Origin of the sequence: Proteus faecis (assembly GCF_003144395.1) — a bacterium.
In the GTDB taxonomy this organism is placed as follows: Bacteria; Pseudomonadota; Gammaproteobacteria; order Enterobacterales; family Enterobacteriaceae; genus Proteus; species Proteus faecis.
Genome location: NZ_PENZ01000007.1, coordinates 116,663 through 134,307, shown reverse-complemented (window position 1 = coordinate 134,307; position 17,645 = coordinate 116,663). Strand labels below are relative to the sequence as shown.

Here is a 17,645-nt window from a genome sequence, read left to right as displayed (position 1 = left end):
AATGTGGAGAAAGGGTTTTATGAAAAAGAGTCTACTCGCAGCGTTGGCGATTACGATGACACTGGGCATGGGGAACGCAGTTGCCCAACAGTTAACGTATCCTACAAAAAATATTGATGTTGTCATCCCGAAAAATCCGGGCGGTGGTACTGATACTTCTGCACGTACTATCATTGAATTTGCAAAAGACGTGATGCCAGCTGGACGTATTTTCGTTCCTGTAAATAAACCTGCTGGTAATGGTTTAACGGGGCTGATTGAAGTTGCTAATGCGCGCCCAGATGGCACAAAATTAGTGATGACAACAGTTGAACTGGCGATGTTCCCACACCAAGGAAAATCACCAGTTACTTATAAAGACTTCACTCCAATCGCAACAACTATCGCTGATCCAGTGGTGTTAGTGGTTAATGCTGAATCACCTTATACCACGTTACAAGAGTTTATCGATGGCGCGAAAGCAAATCCGGGTAAACTGAAAGTTGGTAACTCAGGTATGGGTGCTATTTATCACTTAGCGGGCGTTAATATCGAACGTACTACGGGTGCTAAATTTAACCATATCCCTTATAACGAAGGTACAGGCCCTTCAATTGCGGCTTTAGTGGGTAATCATATCGATGGCGTATTAACCACCCCAGGTGCTGTTAAGTCTCAAGTTGATGCCGGTATTCTGCGTGTTCTGGGTGTCATGGATGAGCGTCGCTTCCCATTATTCCCTGCTGTTCCTACTTTCAAAGAAGCATTGAAATTAGACACTAACGTGAAAATGCGTGCTTGGGCTGTATTAGCAACAACCGCTAATGTACCTGATAACGTGAAGAAAGAGTTAGTAGATGCATTCTCTGAAGTGGTGCAAAAACCTGAATATCAAGAAGCTCTGAAAAAACAAGGCATTATGCCTGTATTCATCACGGGTGACGATGCTTACCAAATGATGAAAGAAGACCACGAGATGTATGCTGAGTTAATTTCAACAACCCTGAAAAAATAACTTTTCTATTATTATAAACCACCCTACCTGTTACGGCAGGTAGGGTCGGGGAGATCCCGACATGACAAAAATCAATACAATCATCGGTGCGATTTCAGTGGCTTTCGGGGCACTTATTATCTATCTCTCCCGTGATATGAGCATGTTTGATGATTATGGTGTGCCTGGGGAGCGTTTTTGGCCTTATGGTCTTGCCATCTTATTTATTTTACTGGGGATTTTTCAATGGATCGGTGTTGTGATTGATAAAATCAAACATGTACACCAGTCTGTTGACCTGAGTTCTACTGCAGTTAAACGCGCTTACGGTTTAGGCCTCTTTATGTTGGTCTATGCCACAGGCCTGCACTTTTTCGGCTTTATTATTCCGTCACTGCTTCTTATCCCGATCATTATGTGGCTGATGAATGAAAGAAAACCTATTGCCTTGGTTGTTATCCCGGTTGTAATGGTTGCCGCCGTTTATGTCTTCTTTGACATTATCTTTAATTCACCTCTGCCAACCTCCGTCCTTTTTGAGTAAGCGGTAAAGGAGCTTTGAGATGGAAATATTAGACGCTTTAATGGTCGTTTTCAGTCTGGAAACGATAACGATGATCCTGTTGGGGGTATTCGCGGGTATTATTATCGGCGCATTACCAGGCTTAACAGTGAATATGGGGATTGCATTACTTCTCCCATTAACTTACTCCTTCCAAGGAATGACAGGGATCCTCCTATTATTAGGAATGTATTGTGGTGCCGTTTATGGTGGCTCAATTACTGCGATATTGATTAGTACGCCGGGTACTCCCGCTTCCGCTGCAACGGTATTGGACGGTTATCCAATGGCGAAAAAAGGGGAAGCAGGGCGGGCTCTGGGTTTATCCACGATGGGCTCTATGTTCGGGGGGATCTTTAGTACGATTGCCCTGATTGTTATTGCGCCGCAATTAGCAAAAGTAGCAACAGGTTTCTCGGCAGCTGAATATTTTGCACTCGCTGTATTTGGCATAAGTATTATTACCAGTGTATCATCGCAATCGATTGTGAAAGGATTAATGGGTGGTGCGATAGGGTTAGCGATTGCGACTATTGGACTTGATCCAATGACATCTGGGCCTCGTTTTACTTTTGATACCGTTTACTTAATGGGTGGGGTTTCATTTATTCCTATCTTGGTTGGTCTGTTTGCTTTTTCTCAGGGACTGATTAGTTTCGAAGAAGAGTACCGTGAGCGTAAACAGAAAAAGAGTGAAAAAATTAATGCACGTATTCAGCGTGTATTACCGACATGGGTAGACTTTAAACGAGTATTGCCAACTTATTTCCGTTCATCAGCTATTGGTACAACGATTGGTGCTATTCCTGGAACGGGTGGAGATATCTCATCATTTATTTCTTATAACGAAGCAAAACGTTGGTCTAAGCATCCCGAAGAGTTTGGTCACGGCTCACCAGAAGGTGTGTCTGCACCAGAAGCCGGTGCAAACTCAGTAACAGGCGGAACCATGGTGCCTTTAATGACCTTAGGTATTCCGGGTGATGGTGCAACAGCCATTATCATGGGTGCATTTATGGTTCAAGGATTGGCATTAGGGCCTCAGCTCTTTACTGACAATCCGGTTGAAGTTAATAGCATCTTCCTTGGTTTGATGATGGCGAATATTTTCCTCGGTATCTTAGGTTTCTTATGTATGAAACTCTTTGTTCGAGTGATGGATGTACCCCGTCGTGTATTAGTACCTATTATTTTTGTATTGTGTAGTGTCGGTGCTTATTCTGTAAACCACAGCATCATTGATGTGTTTGTGATGATGGGCGCAGGATTGTTAGCATATATTATGATAAAGCTCGACTTTTCTATGTCTCCTGTGGTGATCGGGATTATTTTAGGGCCGATGGCAGAATCAAATTTACGTCGTGCTTTAATGATGTCTCAGGGTGATTTATCTATCCTGTATACGCGCCCGATCACAGCGACATTCTTAGGTATTGCGATACTGACGTTGATCCTACCCATTATTGGACCTTCGTTAAAAGCAATGTGGAAGAAATACCGAGCCAAACCAGCTCAGTAACGGTTAACAGGCCCTCATCATTACGATGAGGGCACAATATCAATGATGGAATATTAATGGCAAAAACAGTTGAACAGATTGCAAATGACCTGAATTTGTCTATTACCACAGTCAGATTGGTATTAAATGGCAAAGGTGATCAATACCGGATCAGTGCAAAAACGCAAAAGAAGATAGCAGATTATGTTGAGGTGTTTGGCTATACCGTCAATCATGCGGCTAGAAGCTTAAAGCTTAATAAAACAGATACCTATGGATTGGTTATCCCTCGTCTTTCTAACCCATTCTTTGCCGCTTTAGCGGAAAAATTAGAGATGCATTGTCACCAAATTGGTTGCCAGCTAACAATTAGTTGTACCTATGGTGATATTAAAAATGAGAATAAGCTTGTTAAATCAATGGACGAGCGCAATGTCGATGGCATTTTTATTGTTTCATCAAGCCGCAAAAATCAGCTACACCATGTTAAGCATCGTCAAAAGCCATTGGTATTTTTAGATAGAGATTTTTCTGTGAGTGGGGCTATTTGTGTCGCTTCAGATAACTGTGACAGTGGTGCTCAACTGACAAGAGCGATGATAAAGCAAGATGTGCCAATCCACTTTTTTGCCGGTGATGCATTATTACCAACCATCGCCGCTCGTTTGCGCGGTTATGTGCAAGCGATAAAAGGACATTATGGTGATGATAACCGGGTCACTGTCTCTTATGCTGAGCATAATACAACCAAAGATGGTGAGCAGATGATGAAACAGTATTTGGAGCAACATCAGCAAATACCCTCTCATTTTATTGCCTCATCATTGCCTATTCTTGAAGGTTTATTGAGTGTTATCCGTCAACGTGAAGGAAGTATCCCCGCTCATCTTCATATTGGTACCTTCGATGAGCATGTGATGCTCAGCTTTTTACCGAATAATGTGTGGTCAATGAAGCAGGATGAAGCGTTATTAGTCGAAAAAGCGTTTGAAATCATGACGGCAAAGATAGCGGGTACCACAGTCAAATCCCCAGCATTAATAAAAACGCAACTTATCGAGCGCTTAATTTCTCCCCAATGAGTTAATTAAATCGCTTATTCTTGTGAGCAGAATAGACGTTTTAATTGACTCATTTCTGTACAAATAAACCACAATCGTGACAGTCGTCGGTTTGTTTTATTGTTATTCTTTTTTATTTCTGTGGGCACGCGCTACGCTATTTATATAGCCTTATCAAAAATAGGGACTCTTGATTATCTGTAATTAGAGGCTCATAATTTAAGCGGATAGTTCCATTTTATTAATATAAAAGGATATTAAAGAAAGATGAACGATGATGTTGACCGATGTCCTGAGTGTGAAGTAAGGGCATATTATACGAATGATTTTGTTCGTGTTTATCAAGCCTATTCAAATACTATTGCTCAGAGCGCAGTCGCAAACGGAACATTTGTTTCGCCCCCTTTTAGTATGACCCGCATGACTTGGGTAAAACCTTCCTTTCTTTGGATGATGTACCGTTCTGGTTGGGGACGCAAAGACGCTAATCAAGCTTCTATTCTTGCAGTTGATATTACCCATGAAGGCTTTCAAGAGATGCTGACACAAGGTGTTGTGAGTCATTTTGATCCAGACCGCTATGTCAGTGCTGAGGCTTGGAAAGCAGCATCAGAAGCCAGTAATATCCGTATTCAGTGGGATCCTGAACGTGATATTTATCTGAATCGACTCAGTTATCGCACTATCCAAATTGGTTTGCGAAATCAAGCAGTTGAAAAATATTGCAATGAGTGGATTGTGAATATTACGGATATTACCGATAAGGCACGTAAAATAGATGCTTGTATTGCTAATGGTGATCTCGACACCGCATACAACCTATTACCAGTAGAAAAACCTTATCACTTTGGTGAGTAATCTATCTCGATGTCACCCCGCTTAATTAGCGGGGTAATGGTAAGCTAGGATCAGGCTTGTACAAGTTCAGGACGAACACCGAGCGTATGGCAAATAGCATAGGTTAATTCTGAACGATTAAGTGTATAAAAATGGAAGTCTTTGACGCCTTCACGGCTTAAGATCTTCACCATATCGATAGCAATTGAAGCTCCGACCAGACTACGGGTTTCAGGATCATTATCTAACCCATCAAACATTTTATGCATCCAACCCGGAATTTTCACATTGGTTAAACCGGCAAAGCGTTTTAGTTGTTTAAAATTAGTGACAGGTAAAATGCCTGGCACTATTTCAACATCAATACCGGTTGAAACACAGCGATCACGAAAACGTAGATAGCTTTCGACATCAAAGAAAAATTGGGTGATCGCACGATTTGCTCCCGCATCGACTTTTCTTTTTAAGTTAATGAGATCCGCTTGCGCACTTTTTGCTTCAGGATGGACTTCAGGGTAAGCCGCAACGGAGATATCAAAATCACCCACGCCTTTGAGTAAATGAACTAAATCAGTGGCATACATATCGGGCTTTTGAGTGTTGTCCGGTAAATCACCTCGTAAGGCAACAATATGGCGAATACCACTTTGCCAATAATCTTGTGCGATATGTTGTAGTTCTTCACGGCTAGCATCAACGCAAGTCAAATGCGGTGCTGCTTCTAATCCTGTACGCTCTTTAATCCCTTTAATGATAGAGTGCGTTCTATCGCGCTCACCCGAGTTTGCACCATAAGTTACAGAAACAAAGCTAGGTTTTAAGGTATTTAAGCGCGCAAGAGATTGCCAAAGGGTATTTTCCATCTCTTCGGTACGAGGAGGGAAAAACTCAAAAGAAACTTGGATCTGACCATCAAGTTCGGCAAGATTTTGGTTTAATGCTTCATGTTGGCTTGCGTGATAAAAGCTCATACCTATACCTCATCAATCATGTCTCTGTGTTGTTATTCTTATTTAAGTATCACTACCTAGTCACCCATCTAACCATTTAGACGTCTAGATGTAGATTCTCTTAATTAGGTTATTTAGTCAACAATTATTCACCTATTTTTGATGAGGATAATTCAATAGAAATGAGAGAAAACTTCATGTTGAAGTTTTCTTTATAAAAAAAAAGAGTCTCACTAGGCATTAGCCTGATAATTTTTCTTCTACAATTAATTGAAGTAACTAATTGACGAGAGGCGAAATGATCACCTGTAAACGTGTGTATAACGATAAAAATGGGACGAATGAAGGTTATCGTGTATTAGTTGATAGATTGTGGCCTAGAGGCGTGAAGAAAACCGATTTTCATTATGATGAGTGGAATAAAGAGGTTGCACCTTCGACTGAATTACGAAAATGGTTTCATGCTGGTGGGGGAGACTTTGCTGAATTTACGCAACGTTATATTAAAGAATTGACAGATAGGCCAGAACATTGGCAACCTCTCCTTTTGATAGCAAAAGAGCAACCCTTAGTATTACTTTATTCAGGTAAAGATGAGCAACAAAATAATGCAACGGTGCTAAAAGCTTTTCTAGAAAAGCAGTTAACTCATTGCTAATGATGGTAATTTCATCATTTTGATAAAAAAGCAAAAAAAGTGGCGCGGTATTAGGCGCCACAAAAATTGCTAATAAAAACATCGAACAGAGTCAGAGAATATTTTTGCTACTCTTATGCTGTGTGTGTATTTGCCACTAACCATTCACTAATACGTTGTTTTTGTTCGTCATTTAGCCACATGCCGAGTTTGGTACGACGCCAAATGGCATCATCAACTTCGATAACCCACTCATGTTTCACTAAATAACGCAATTCTGCTTCATACAGATTATGACCGAAGTTTTCGCCCATACCGGCTAAATCAGTAATGCCTTCAAGCAGTAATTCAGTATTACTACCATAAGTGCGGGCAAAACGCAGTGCCAGTGCTTCTGGTAACCAAGGATGACGTTGACGAATTAAACGTGAATAACCATCACGATCACAACCTTCTAAATTCCCACCTGGTAATTGACCATTTTTAGTCCACGGTTTGCCCATGTTAGGGAAGTAGCTTACGAGTTTATCAACGGCATGTTCACCTAATTTACGATAAGTCGTTAATTTACCACCAAATACAGATAATAGTGGTGTTTGACCATTATCATCGTGAACATCTAAGGTGTAATCACGGGTTATCGCTTGTGGTGAATCTGATTCGTCATCACATAATGGGCGCACACCAGAGTAATTCCAAACGACATCTTCTTTGGTTAACTGCTTTTTAAAGTGATCGTTATAAACTTTCAGTAAATACTGAACTTCATTGTCATCAATAGCGACATCTTTAGGATCGCCTTTATATTCAACATCAGTAGTACCGATGATAGAGAACTCATCCATCCAAGGAATAACGAACACAATACGGTTATCTTCGTTTTGTAAAATATAGGCTTGTGGTTCGTTATGGGCACGAGGAATAACAATATGGCTACCTTTAATTAAACGGATACCATAAGGTGATTTCAGTTTTAAGCCTTCGTCAAACAGTGTTTTAACCCAAGGACCTGCTGCATTGACAAGAGCTTTTGATTGATAGAGCGATGTTTCACCAGTACGTAAATCTTGTGCTTCTACCATCCACAAATTGTTTTCACGCCAAGCACGAGTGACTTTAGTGCGCGTGCGTACTTCACCACCATGGCGGACGATTTCTTGTGCATTGAGTACCACTAAACGTGCATCATCAACCCAACAATCTGAATATTCAAAACCGCGTGTTAATTCTGGTTTTAATACAGAATTTGCACCAAATTTAATCCCTTTACTGCTTGGTAAACTGACACGTTTTCCTAAATGATCATAAAGGAATAGACCAATACGGATCATCCAAGCTGGACGTAAATGTGGTTGGTGTGGCAGGCGGAAACGCATTGGAAATGCGATATGTGGTGCTAAGCGTAATAACACTTCACGCTCTGCTAGTGCTTCGCTTACTAAGCGAAATTCATAGTGTTCCAGATAACGTAAACCACCATGGATCAGTTTAGAGCTCGCGGAAGATGTCGCACTTGCTAAGTCTTGAGCTTCCAGCATAAGTACTGAAAGGCCTCGGCCAGCTGCATCCGCCGCAATTCCAGCGCCGTTTATCCCGCCGCCGATGACAATCAAGTCTTGAGTTTTCATAACATCCTCCTACGAATGCGCGAAATAATTCTTTAATGTTCGTTTTCGCTCATAATTGTAATGAAGTTTGATGAAAATGCCAACTATATAACTGATAAAAAACATAACCGCGTGATATGGATAACAATTTATTATCATATCCACATCTTTTGTGGGTTTATTAATAATAAGCAACATTGTTAATGTGTTAATAAAAAAAAGCGTAGATAGATTAAAAATAAGAGTAAATAGAATGGGTTAATTAGAGTTTAGTTGGGAATAGGCGAAAAAAAAGTACCTGATAAGGTACTTTTTGAGGAATGGATTAAATTAACATAATTCGAGTTGAACGTTGTGTTGCTCAACAATTTTTTGGATCCCTGCTGGTGGTTCTTGATCGGTAAATAAGTAATCGATCAGATTCATATTACCTAAATTCACCATCGCATTACGACCAAACTTAGAATGGTCAGTCACCAACATTACACAGCGTGAGTTTTCGATAATTGCGCGTTTAGTTCGAACTTCATGGTAATCAAACTCAAGTAGAGAACCATCCATATCAATACCGCTTATCCCTAAGATACCGTAATCAAGACGGAATTGAGAGATAAAATCAAGTGTGGCTTCACCGACAATACCACCATCTCGCGTACGCACTTCACCACCCGCAAGAATTAAGCGAAAGTCTTCTTTGCCCATCAGTAATGTTGCAACATTGAGGTTGTTGGTCACGATACGTAGGTTTTTGTGGTTAATTAATGCATGAGCGACCGCTTCAGGCGTTGTACCAATATCAATAAATAGTGTTGCACCATCAGGAATTAAGCTTGCTACTCGTTGTGCGATACGTGATTTTTCATCAGACCACATAATTTTACGATCATGATAAGCTGTATTCACTGAGCTTGAAGGTAATGCCGCACCACCGTGATGACGTTGGATTTTGTTCTTTTCCGCTAGTTCATTTAAATCGCGTCGGATTGTCTGTGGGCTGACTTCAAAATGCTCCACCAATTCTTCAGTGCTGACATAGCCTTGTAGGCGTACCAGTTCAATGATGGCATCATGTCGTTGCGTTTGCTTCACAGGTATCCCCTAATGTTAAAAATATCATGTTAATTTTATTATGATCTACGAGATAATTGATGTCGATTATCCCACAAAGCCATCAATAAGCCGATAAGGAAGCCTGCAAAATGTGCAGTATTTCCGATAGAGTCACCTAAAACGCCCATATAACCCGCAACAATCCACAAAATCGAAAAGACGAGTAAGCCGGTTGGAGCACCAATACCTTTTTCTGGATTACGTATTCCCGTTAAGCCGACATAGCCAATTAATGCGTAGACAACACCGGAAAGCCCACCAAAATTGGACTGTGTAAACAGTGATTGTGCCCAATTACTAAAGAGCGCAGAAACGAGCATGATGACAAATAACTTACCTGTGCCTAATCGCTGCTCTGTTTGACTGGCGAGATACCACCACATTGCAAGGTTAAAGGCGATATGCATTAGTGAGAAGTGAACAAACGCAGGGGTGATATAGCGCCAAATTTCAAAGTTCAGGCTCTCTTTATAAGGCCATGCTAGATGGAGCATAACGTCATAATCGCCCACTACTTGTTGCCAAATAAAAATAAGAGCACATAAAATTACGACCAGCACTGTTAATGGACCTGATCGTTGCACCATATTTTTTATCGAAAAGGCTGGGCGATATTTGATACCTGTATTTTTTGGATCACCGGTTTGCCAACTTGCGGCTTGGTAACGTGGGTGAAAAGGCTCGCGTAAAAAAGTATTGAGTTCTTTTTCAACCATATCCAATTGATGTTGGTCTTCTAACCAAAGTGAGATCTGCTGATTTTCATTTTTTGTGTGAATTCGCACACCTTTCGTTGCCATATAATTGACAAATAAATCAGCCGTTTGAGGGTTAGAAAGCGTAATAATGTGGATCATTAACAAAACTCATCTGTAGTTATTGCAGAGAGGTTATCGCTTGTGGAAACTCTCTTAGCCATGCTTCAAAACCACCGTTAACACTATAAACGGTTTCAAAGCCCATATTGACCAGATATTGAGCTGCTCCTTGACTGCTATGGCCGTGATAACACATCACCATCACAGGCACATCAAAGTCAGCATCTTGTAAAAATGTGTTTAGCGTATCATTGGTGAGATGAAATGCGCCGGTAGCATGACCTATGCGGTAACTCTGAGGATCTCTAACATCAACTAAGATTGCCGATTGAGATGTCCAGAATTGATAGGCTTGTTCAATGCTGAGAAATTGAAACTTATCCATAATTGTCTTATTTATTATATTGTTAATTGATTTATTTGTTCTGAGCGAGAGAACGGTACATTTATCATAACGTCAAATAGGTAAAGATGACGTTATACTTTGTAAATGATTATTTTAATAAACAAATCCCCCATGATATCCGTGCAGGTGAGTATCATAGGGGATGTCATACTGAAGGATCAGTAGTAGGAATGTTCGCCACGTTGGTGTTCAGTTAAGTCTTTCACACCTTTTAACTCATTTGGGAACTGGTTTAATAGTTCTTTTTCGATACCATCTTTTAATGTGACATCAATCATTGAACAACCGTTACACCCACCACCGAATTGTAAGATAGCATAACCATCTTCTGTGATTTCCATTAGACTAACGCGACCACCATGGCCCGCTAATTGTGGGTTAATTTGTGATTGTAGTACGTATTCTACGCGTTCAATTAAAGGTGCATCAGCATCGACTTTACGCATTTTTGCGTTAGGTGCTTTCAAGGTTAATTGTGAGCCCAGTTGGTCAGTGACAAAGTCAATTTCCGCATCTTCTAAAAAAGGTGCGCTGATGTCATCAACATACGCAGAAAGTTTTTCGAACTTAATTTCAGTATCGTTTGGCTCTACGGCATCAGGTGGACAGTATGAAACGCCACATTCAGCATTAGGTGTGCCAGGATTGATAACGAATACACGAATTTGAGTGTTGGGTTCTTGGTTAGCCAGTAGTTTGGCAAAATGCGCCTGTGCGGCATCAGTAATAATAATCATATCGTCTTGCTCAATAGTTGACTGTTCTGGTTGGTTATCATACGCCCAATTGGCGGTTAACTACAAGGTTCGGCAAATCGCCCATACCTCAACAGAGCGTGCTCCAGCACGAAATAACAAGGGGACAATACTCTTTAATGTCGCGCCTGTAGTGATAACATCATCAATTAGTGCCAGATTTTTCCCTGATACCGACACTGTGTTATTTAATACAAATGCATTCTTTAAATTTTGCTGCCTTTGTTTGGCATTAAGATGCGTTTGCACCAGTGTAGCACGAGTTCTTATCAGGGTATTCGGTTGATAAGCACAATTTAGCCACCTTGCCAAAGGCTTTGCGATAGCTTCTACTTGCTCAAAGCCTCTAGACCAACGGCGATGGCGATGCGAAGGAACGCTAATAATTCTATCGGGTTTTTGCACCCCATTGTCTCTGCGATGTGAAAGCCATCGCAATAGAAAAAGTCGTGCGAGACATAAAGCTATTTGAGGGCGAGGTTGGTATTTATAAAGGTGTAATAATTTATTTAATGGGGGTTGATAGTCTGTGACTGTCAACATCTGTTTCCATGGTGGGGGCGATTGTAAGCAACGTCCGCATAGCATCATAGCGTGAGATGAGGGATATAAACAGCATGGGCAACGGTTATTCTGTTTAGGTAAATGGCGAATACAACTCGAACAAATACCTTTAGTATCATAATGTAAGGGTTGGCGACATAACCAACAATATCCTGCTATTGTTATCCACATAATGAAAATCCCTGTACTAAGAGAAGAGAGCATAACAATGAATAAATTGTATTGGCAGACAATCGGTGAAGGAAAAACAGATCTTGTGCTATTACACGGATGGGGATTGAATGCAGAGGTCTGGCAATCATTAATACCGCGACTAAACTCGCATTTTACACTGCATCTCGTTGATCTCCCAGGATATGGTCGTAGCCAAGGTTTTCCTGTTCTTACATTAAAAGAGATGGCTGAGATTGTGTTTGCCAACGCTCCCGATAATGCCATTTGGTTAGGATGGTCTTTAGGTGGATTAGTTGCGAGCCGTGTTGTCTTGGATAATCCCAATAATGTGCAAGCATTGATTACAGTAGCCTCTTCGCCTTGTTTTAGTGCTCATGACGATTGGCCAGGTATCAAACCTGAGGTTCTAAGAGGGTTTGAGCAACAGTTAAATGAGAACTTTCATCGTACAGTTGAACGTTTTTTAGCACTGCAAACATTGGGCACTCAAAGTGCGCGTGAAGATATGAAGGCATTAAAATCCGTGGTATTAGAGCAACCCCTTCCTTCTGTTGAAGTGCTTAATGGCGGATTAGAAATTCTGCGTACTGAGGATTTACGAGAAGAGTTGAAAATGTTGCGTTGTCCTTTTATTCGTTTTTATGGTTATTTAGATGGGTTAGTGCCTCGAAAAGTGGCTGGATTATTAGATGCTATTTATCCGCAATCACCTTCGGTTATTTTCCGTAATGCAGCACATGCGCCGTTTATTTCACATCCAGATGAATTTAGTGATGCACTTATTAATACGTGTAAAAAGTGATTTCAGATACGTCAAGATAGAACACGAGTATCGTTTTTCTTGGAGATAAAGAAAACCCCTATAAAAAATAGGGGTTTGTTTTTTATAACGCATTAACGTAATTGATAAAGCTTTGTCTGGCAAGCGGTGGCTTCTGGACAACTTTTACAACTGCCCGTAAGACAATCCTCAACATCTACCTCTTGAAGCTTACCCATCAATGTGAGCCGTTCTAACATTGCTTGCACCAACGGTTCTGGCATATTGAGTTGATGGCTGATAAGACGGGCATCGGCTCGACCATTAAGGGCGATACAATCACGTACTTCTATCAAACTCGCCATCTTGCTCTTCCTTTGTCACTTAGTGACAGCTACCTTTTGAACAACATTGTTTAGCCAATGAAGACTTATTACTTAAGTTAATTGTTAGACGATTACGCGCATTACGCAACAAAATAAATAGAACCAGATTAAATATCACAACCGCGGCAATGGTAATGGTACTGCTTTGCGGGTGTTCGCTAAAGGTTGCGGTTTGATAGAACAGCGCAGCCAGTGAGTAAGCAATATTTAACCCCCAAAGAATAGAGAAAGTCATCCAGCCACGACTGGTTTCACGTGCAATCGCACCCATGACTGAAACACAAGGTACATACAGTAAAACAAAGATTAAGTAGCTATAAGCTGCGATACCTGAGCCAAATTTTGCCCCCATTGTTCCCATTGTGCCGGTATCCATTTCACCATCACCTTTACTGGCTTCAATTGGGTTAGATAGTGCAGCTAAAGTGAATGTCTCTTTTAAGCTATCCCATGTTTCACCAAATGCATCACCAATTTCTCCCCACAGGTCGAACTCTTCAGGATCAAATGGCTCATTAACAATGCTTTCTGCGGTATAGAGGGTATTTAATGTTCCAACAACCACTTCTTTTGCCATTGCACCTGTGACTAAACCAACCGTTGCTTGCCAGTTATCATTGTGAACACCAATAGGTTGCAGTAATGGCGTGATCACTTTACTGACAGAAGCTAGTGCAGAATCATTGATGTTATCTGCAGGTTTACCTGAGAAGGTAAAGCTGTTTAGTGCACCGATAAACATACTAGCAATAATGATGACTTTACCAGCACGTATAACGAAGCCTTTTAGACGTTGCCATGTTTGTAGTAGTAACGTTTTTAGGTGTGGTACGTGATAAACAGGCAGTTCCATCACGAAAGGTGACGCTTCACCGCGCATAATAGTGTGTTTTAGCAGTAAGCCTGTGAGGATAGCAACCACAATACCCAGAAGATAAAGTGAGAAAACAACACTTGCACCATTTTTACCAAAGAAAGCTGCCGCAAATACCGCGAAGATAGCTAAACGTGCACCACAAGACATAAACGGCGCCATTAATACAGTGATCAATCGCTCTCTTGGTGCATCAAGAGTACGTGCACCCATAATGGAAGGTACGTTACAACCAAAACCAACAATCAGTGGTACGAATGATTTACCCGGTAACCCTAGAGCTTGCATCAATCTATCCATAACGAATGCGGCACGAGCCATATAACCTGAGTCTTCAAGGATAGATAAAAAGAGGTACATCATCCCGATTTGTGGCACCAATGGAAGAACAGTATTGATACCGCCACCGACACCTTGGGCAAGGAAAATTGTTAGCCATTCAGGGAAATTAAACGTTGCGCCAATCCATTGAATACCATGAATAAAGATAGCTTCGGAGCCACCTTCAAAAGCAGGTTGTAATGCACCGCCAATGTTAATTGCTAGAACGAACATTAAATACATAACAAACAGGAAGATAGGAACACCTAACCAACGGTTTAATATCACTTTATCGATATTTTGTGTCAGAATATTCGGCTTGATGGACTCCATATTAATCACGGTATGGCAGATGCGCTCAATATTTTGGTAACGGGCATCAGCGATGACTAATTCTGGTTCATTATTCTGTTCGTCTTGAATGCGTTGGCGAATAGTTTTGATATCTTCACTAGTGATTTGAGCTCGTTGGTGAGTATAGATATCGCCCTCTAAGCACTGTAATGCCATCCAACGACGTTGCTGTAAATTAAACTCATCATGATTAATTTTTTCAGCAAGCACCTCAACTTCATTTAATAACCATAGTGGATAAGAAGTGAGTAATTCTTGTGGTTTTTTCTTTTCAGCCGGGAAGGTATCAATGGCTTCTTTGAGCTTATCAATGCCAGATGCTTTGGTTGAAATCATTGGAATAACAGGACAACCCAAATGTTTTGAAAGTGCCTGAATATCAATTTGCATATCTTGATGTTCTGCAATATCGAGCATGTTTAATGCCACGATACACGGAATACCAAGCTCAAGCAGTTGCAATGTCAAATAGAGGTTACGTTCAAGATTTGATGCATCAACCACGTTAATCAACATGTCTGCTTCATTACTTAAAATGAAATGACAGGCAATTTGCTCATCGAGAGAGGTCTGTTCTGAGATTGTTGTTAAAGAGTATGTTCCGGGTAAATCGACGAGTTCAATTTTATGATTTGCAGTTGTAAAACGACCAACTTTGCGTTCGACCGTAACCCCCGCCCAGTTTCCCACACGCTGACGAGAGCCTGTTAACTGATTAAAGAGTGTTGTTTTACCGGCATTGGGATTACCGATAAGGCCTATAGTGAGAGGAGTCATAATAGTGATGCCAATAGTTGTCTTGCCTGGTTGAATGAGAAATAACGATTATTTTTCGTTATGAAGCACTTCGCTAAGATTAATGAATGCGAGATCTTTTTTTCTCAAAATTAGAGAGACTCGGTGCGTTTCTATTTGAATAGGATCACCCAGTGGCGCAATACGAATAACGTTAAACACAGCGCCAGGTAACATACCTAAGGATAATAATTTCTGTCTGTATGCAGGGCTAATCTGAGGTGAGTAGCTCAAGATTTTATAACTGTGATTTGGGATCAGAGACATAATTGTCCTTCCACGAATATTGATACAAAAAATAATGATAATGATTATTATTAACTAGCATGTGAATTCACATAATAATAGTCTGGTTAATTATAATAAATATTTTTAATGCTAATGAGAATTATAATTATCCTTATTGGGTATAATTTAGCCTAGTCTACGCTTATCTGCACTTGATTTAAATCAACTAGAGAAAAGATATTGAGATGAAAATTGACTGTTTATCCTATCTGTTATTAGACAAAAACAGAATGTAACAAGTTGAAATGTCAATGTAGCAACAAAATAATAATCAATTAATGCTATTAACGGGTAACAATATAAAAGTAGATTTCAAGAATATGAAGATCGCGAGCTTAAGTGGAAAGCTCGCGTTGTTATTGTGAAATACCCGCTAATTAGTGAGTTTGCTGGTGGCTAAAAAGTTGGTAAATATTGTTAGGGGTATAACTATCACCTTCAAATGAAACGACCCAATCAGTGATGAGTGCCGTGTTGATAGGATAGATTTCACCTTCTTGCATATCCTGAACATAAAATGGCACGTTGAGTAATTTTGCATAAACGGTATCCCCATCACGAGATTGTGGCACAAACCACATATGCTCTAGCTCTTTTTCTTCCTCTTCACCATAAGGAATACCGAATTTGATCATAAACTGCCAAGGGTTTTCGGTCTCTTCGGGTTTGTCTTTTCCTAATAGTTTGGAGAGAAAACCACTTTTTTTCTCAACAGGTGGTTGATTGTAGTTATCAAACATAGAAACGAAGTATTCCCAGCGTCGCTTGGCTTTTTCAGACATCTCATAGGTTTCTTCATTGCTACGCAGTAGCATCATTGCTTGCTGCTCTTCATAACCTTTAAAGAAGGTTTCTAAAACAGGATTTTCTTCATTGGTTCTAAATAGCATAGAAGAAGGATGTTGATGATATTCATCACGATCGGCTAAATCCCCCAAGAAAACGCCATTTGGTGCGCCTTGCGTGTCATAACGCATCTCTTCTAAAGGTCTAAGGTTTTCAAGAGGTGTTGATTGATTAACATGGCGAATACCTTCTTCAAAAGGTAATGCGACAAGATACTCCAAGCCTGATGATGTTTGGCCACAAAGCATTGGTTCACCAAATTTAATTTGGCGATGGTTAATACTGTTGTTAACAAAACAGCGGAAGAGATCAGGAATACCATAGTAAGATTCAAGCATACTTGGAATAACTAAATCGACTTCTGTTATGCCACAACGGGCTAATCCATGTGTATGGAACCAGAACATGGTTGGTGGATCATTTTCTGTGTCATAGACAGCATGAATAACATATAAGCTTTCTACTTCTGGATAGAGATCGGGCGTTTCTAATTGGAAGCGGATCCACTCCGGTGTTAATGCTTTGCCTGCCGCGGATTCATCTAATGCTAAGACTATTTCTGGTGCGATGATATTAAGAAAATTCAGTTGATGGCGATAGCTAGCTAAAGGATGCAAGGTTTCAGTAAACAGTGTTTCTAACAATAAATCTTGAGTGGTCGCATTCGCATGTGCGAGTCGTTGTGGTGTGAGCTCATCAGTCGAATACATTGGCCGTATTTCGTAACTTTCATCACGAGGGTAAAGACAGATAAAAAAATGTAACTCGTCATCACCATGCTGGCAACGATAGAAAAAACCGTCGTCAATGTTTTCACTCAGATAATTTATTTCACCATCAGTGTAATCGGTCTGCTCGTCTAGACGTTGTTCAATAAGCGCATAGTTTAGTGGCTGTGCAGGGAAGGCCACTATACGAGAGGGCACTTTTTCTCCTTGCCCGGCTGCGATATCTAAGTACTGCTGTCTGTTATCCATATTTTTTATCACTCGTATATTAAAGATAGAAAAATAGGATATCAGGGATAACAAGAGAGGAATAGATGGAGTTATCTGAGCTTGTGAGGGTT

General features: G+C 40.5%; 18 protein-coding genes. 7 read left to right on the top strand and 11 right to left on the bottom strand.

The window, feature by feature from the left end; genetic code table 11:
• Window positions 1-19: 19 nt before the first annotated feature.
• The 5 genes from DK858_RS01680 (at window position 20) to DK858_RS01660 (ending at window position 4,952) form a co-directional block, all read left to right on the top strand.
• Complete coding sequence (locus tag DK858_RS01680; protein WP_228407144.1) at window positions 20-994, top strand: tripartite tricarboxylate transporter substrate binding protein; 975 nt, start codon at window positions 20-22, stop codon at window positions 992-994.
• A 61-nt stretch (window positions 995-1,055) separates the two neighbouring features.
• The gene (locus tag DK858_RS01675) at window positions 1,056-1,517 is read left to right on the top strand and encodes a tripartite tricarboxylate transporter TctB family protein (protein WP_109395944.1); all 462 of its coding nucleotides are present in this window, start codon (window positions 1,056-1,058) and stop codon (window positions 1,515-1,517) included.
• Window positions 1,518-1,536: 19 nt separating this feature from the next.
• A complete protein-coding gene (locus DK858_RS01670) occupies window positions 1,537-3,054 on the top strand; it encodes a tripartite tricarboxylate transporter permease (protein ID WP_109395943.1) in 1,518 nt (505 codons plus the stop codon).
• 56 nt (window positions 3,055-3,110) lie between these two features.
• Window positions 3,111-4,115, top strand: coding sequence for a LacI family DNA-binding transcriptional regulator (locus tag DK858_RS01665; protein ID WP_109395942.1), 1,005 nt, complete (start codon window positions 3,111-3,113; stop codon window positions 4,113-4,115).
• A 246-nt stretch (window positions 4,116-4,361) separates the two neighbouring features.
• Complete coding sequence (locus tag DK858_RS01660; RefSeq protein ID WP_109395941.1) at window positions 4,362-4,952, top strand: DUF4291 domain-containing protein; 591 nt, start codon at window positions 4,362-4,364, stop codon at window positions 4,950-4,952.
• 50 nt (window positions 4,953-5,002) lie between these two features.
• Here DK858_RS01660 and metF read toward each other — a convergent pair whose 3' ends face one another.
• Entirely contained in the window at window positions 5,003-5,902 is a 900-nt protein-coding gene (gene metF, locus DK858_RS01655) for a methylenetetrahydrofolate reductase (RefSeq protein ID WP_098941645.1), read from the bottom strand.
• A 277-nt stretch (window positions 5,903-6,179) separates the two neighbouring features.
• Here metF and DK858_RS01650 point away from each other — a divergent pair, with 277 nt between their 5' ends.
• The gene (locus DK858_RS01650; protein WP_109395940.1) at window positions 6,180-6,539 is read left to right on the top strand and encodes a DUF488 domain-containing protein; all 360 of its coding nucleotides are present in this window, start codon (window positions 6,180-6,182) and stop codon (window positions 6,537-6,539) included.
• A 113-nt stretch (window positions 6,540-6,652) separates the two neighbouring features.
• Here DK858_RS01650 and glpD read toward each other — a convergent pair whose 3' ends face one another.
• The 6 genes from glpD to gntX all read right to left on the bottom strand — a co-directional run bounded on the left by glpD (window position 6,653) and on the right by gntX (window position 11,949).
• A complete protein-coding gene (gene glpD, locus DK858_RS01645) occupies window positions 6,653-8,146 on the bottom strand; it encodes a glycerol-3-phosphate dehydrogenase (RefSeq protein ID WP_109395939.1) in 1,494 nt (497 codons plus the stop codon).
• A gap of 309 nt (window positions 8,147-8,455) precedes the next feature.
• Window positions 8,456-9,214, bottom strand: coding sequence for a DeoR/GlpR family transcriptional regulator (locus DK858_RS01640; RefSeq protein ID WP_006534541.1), 759 nt, complete (start codon window positions 9,212-9,214; stop codon window positions 8,456-8,458).
• A 38-nt stretch (window positions 9,215-9,252) separates the two neighbouring features.
• Window positions 9,253-10,092: a rhomboid family intramembrane serine protease GlpG gene (gene glpG / locus DK858_RS01635; protein WP_109395938.1), complete on the bottom strand. Its 840-nt coding sequence runs from the start codon at window positions 10,090-10,092 to the stop codon at window positions 9,253-9,255.
• Between the two features lie 19 nt (window positions 10,093-10,111).
• The gene (gene glpE / locus DK858_RS01630) at window positions 10,112-10,438 is read right to left on the bottom strand and encodes a thiosulfate sulfurtransferase GlpE (RefSeq protein ID WP_109395937.1); all 327 of its coding nucleotides are present in this window, start codon (window positions 10,436-10,438) and stop codon (window positions 10,112-10,114) included.
• Window positions 10,439-10,617: 179 nt separating this feature from the next.
• Window positions 10,618-11,196, bottom strand: coding sequence for a Fe-S biogenesis protein NfuA (gene nfuA, locus DK858_RS01625; protein ID WP_006534544.1), 579 nt, complete (start codon window positions 11,194-11,196; stop codon window positions 10,618-10,620).
• Window positions 11,197-11,256: 60 nt separating this feature from the next.
• Window positions 11,257-11,949: a DNA utilization protein GntX gene (gene gntX, locus DK858_RS01620; protein ID WP_109395936.1), complete on the bottom strand. Its 693-nt coding sequence runs from the start codon at window positions 11,947-11,949 to the stop codon at window positions 11,257-11,259.
• 37 nt (window positions 11,950-11,986) lie between these two features.
• Here gntX and bioH point away from each other — a divergent pair, with 37 nt between their 5' ends.
• Entirely contained in the window at window positions 11,987-12,754 is a 768-nt protein-coding gene (gene bioH / locus DK858_RS01615; RefSeq protein ID WP_109395935.1) for a pimeloyl-ACP methyl ester esterase BioH, read from the top strand.
• Between the two features lie 92 nt (window positions 12,755-12,846).
• Here the strand turns inward: bioH and DK858_RS01610 are convergent, their stop codons facing one another.
• The 4 genes from DK858_RS01610 to DK858_RS01595 all read right to left on the bottom strand — a co-directional run bounded on the left by DK858_RS01610 (window position 12,847) and on the right by DK858_RS01595 (window position 17,553).
• A complete protein-coding gene (locus tag DK858_RS01610; protein WP_006534547.1) occupies window positions 12,847-13,077 on the bottom strand; it encodes a FeoC-like transcriptional regulator in 231 nt (76 codons plus the stop codon).
• Window positions 13,078-13,096: 19 nt separating this feature from the next.
• Window positions 13,097-15,424, bottom strand: coding sequence for a Fe(2+) transporter permease subunit FeoB (gene feoB / locus DK858_RS01605; RefSeq protein WP_109395934.1), 2,328 nt, complete (start codon window positions 15,422-15,424; stop codon window positions 13,097-13,099).
• A 48-nt stretch (window positions 15,425-15,472) separates the two neighbouring features.
• Window positions 15,473-15,709: a ferrous iron transporter A gene (feoA, locus tag DK858_RS01600; protein WP_109395933.1), complete on the bottom strand. Its 237-nt coding sequence runs from the start codon at window positions 15,707-15,709 to the stop codon at window positions 15,473-15,475.
• A gap of 398 nt (window positions 15,710-16,107) precedes the next feature.
• Window positions 16,108-17,553 (bottom strand): DUF4026 domain-containing protein, encoded by a 1,446-nt coding sequence (locus DK858_RS01595; protein ID WP_109395932.1) that lies wholly within the window; start codon window positions 17,551-17,553, stop codon window positions 16,108-16,110.
• Between the last annotated feature and the right edge of the window lie 92 nt (window positions 17,554-17,645).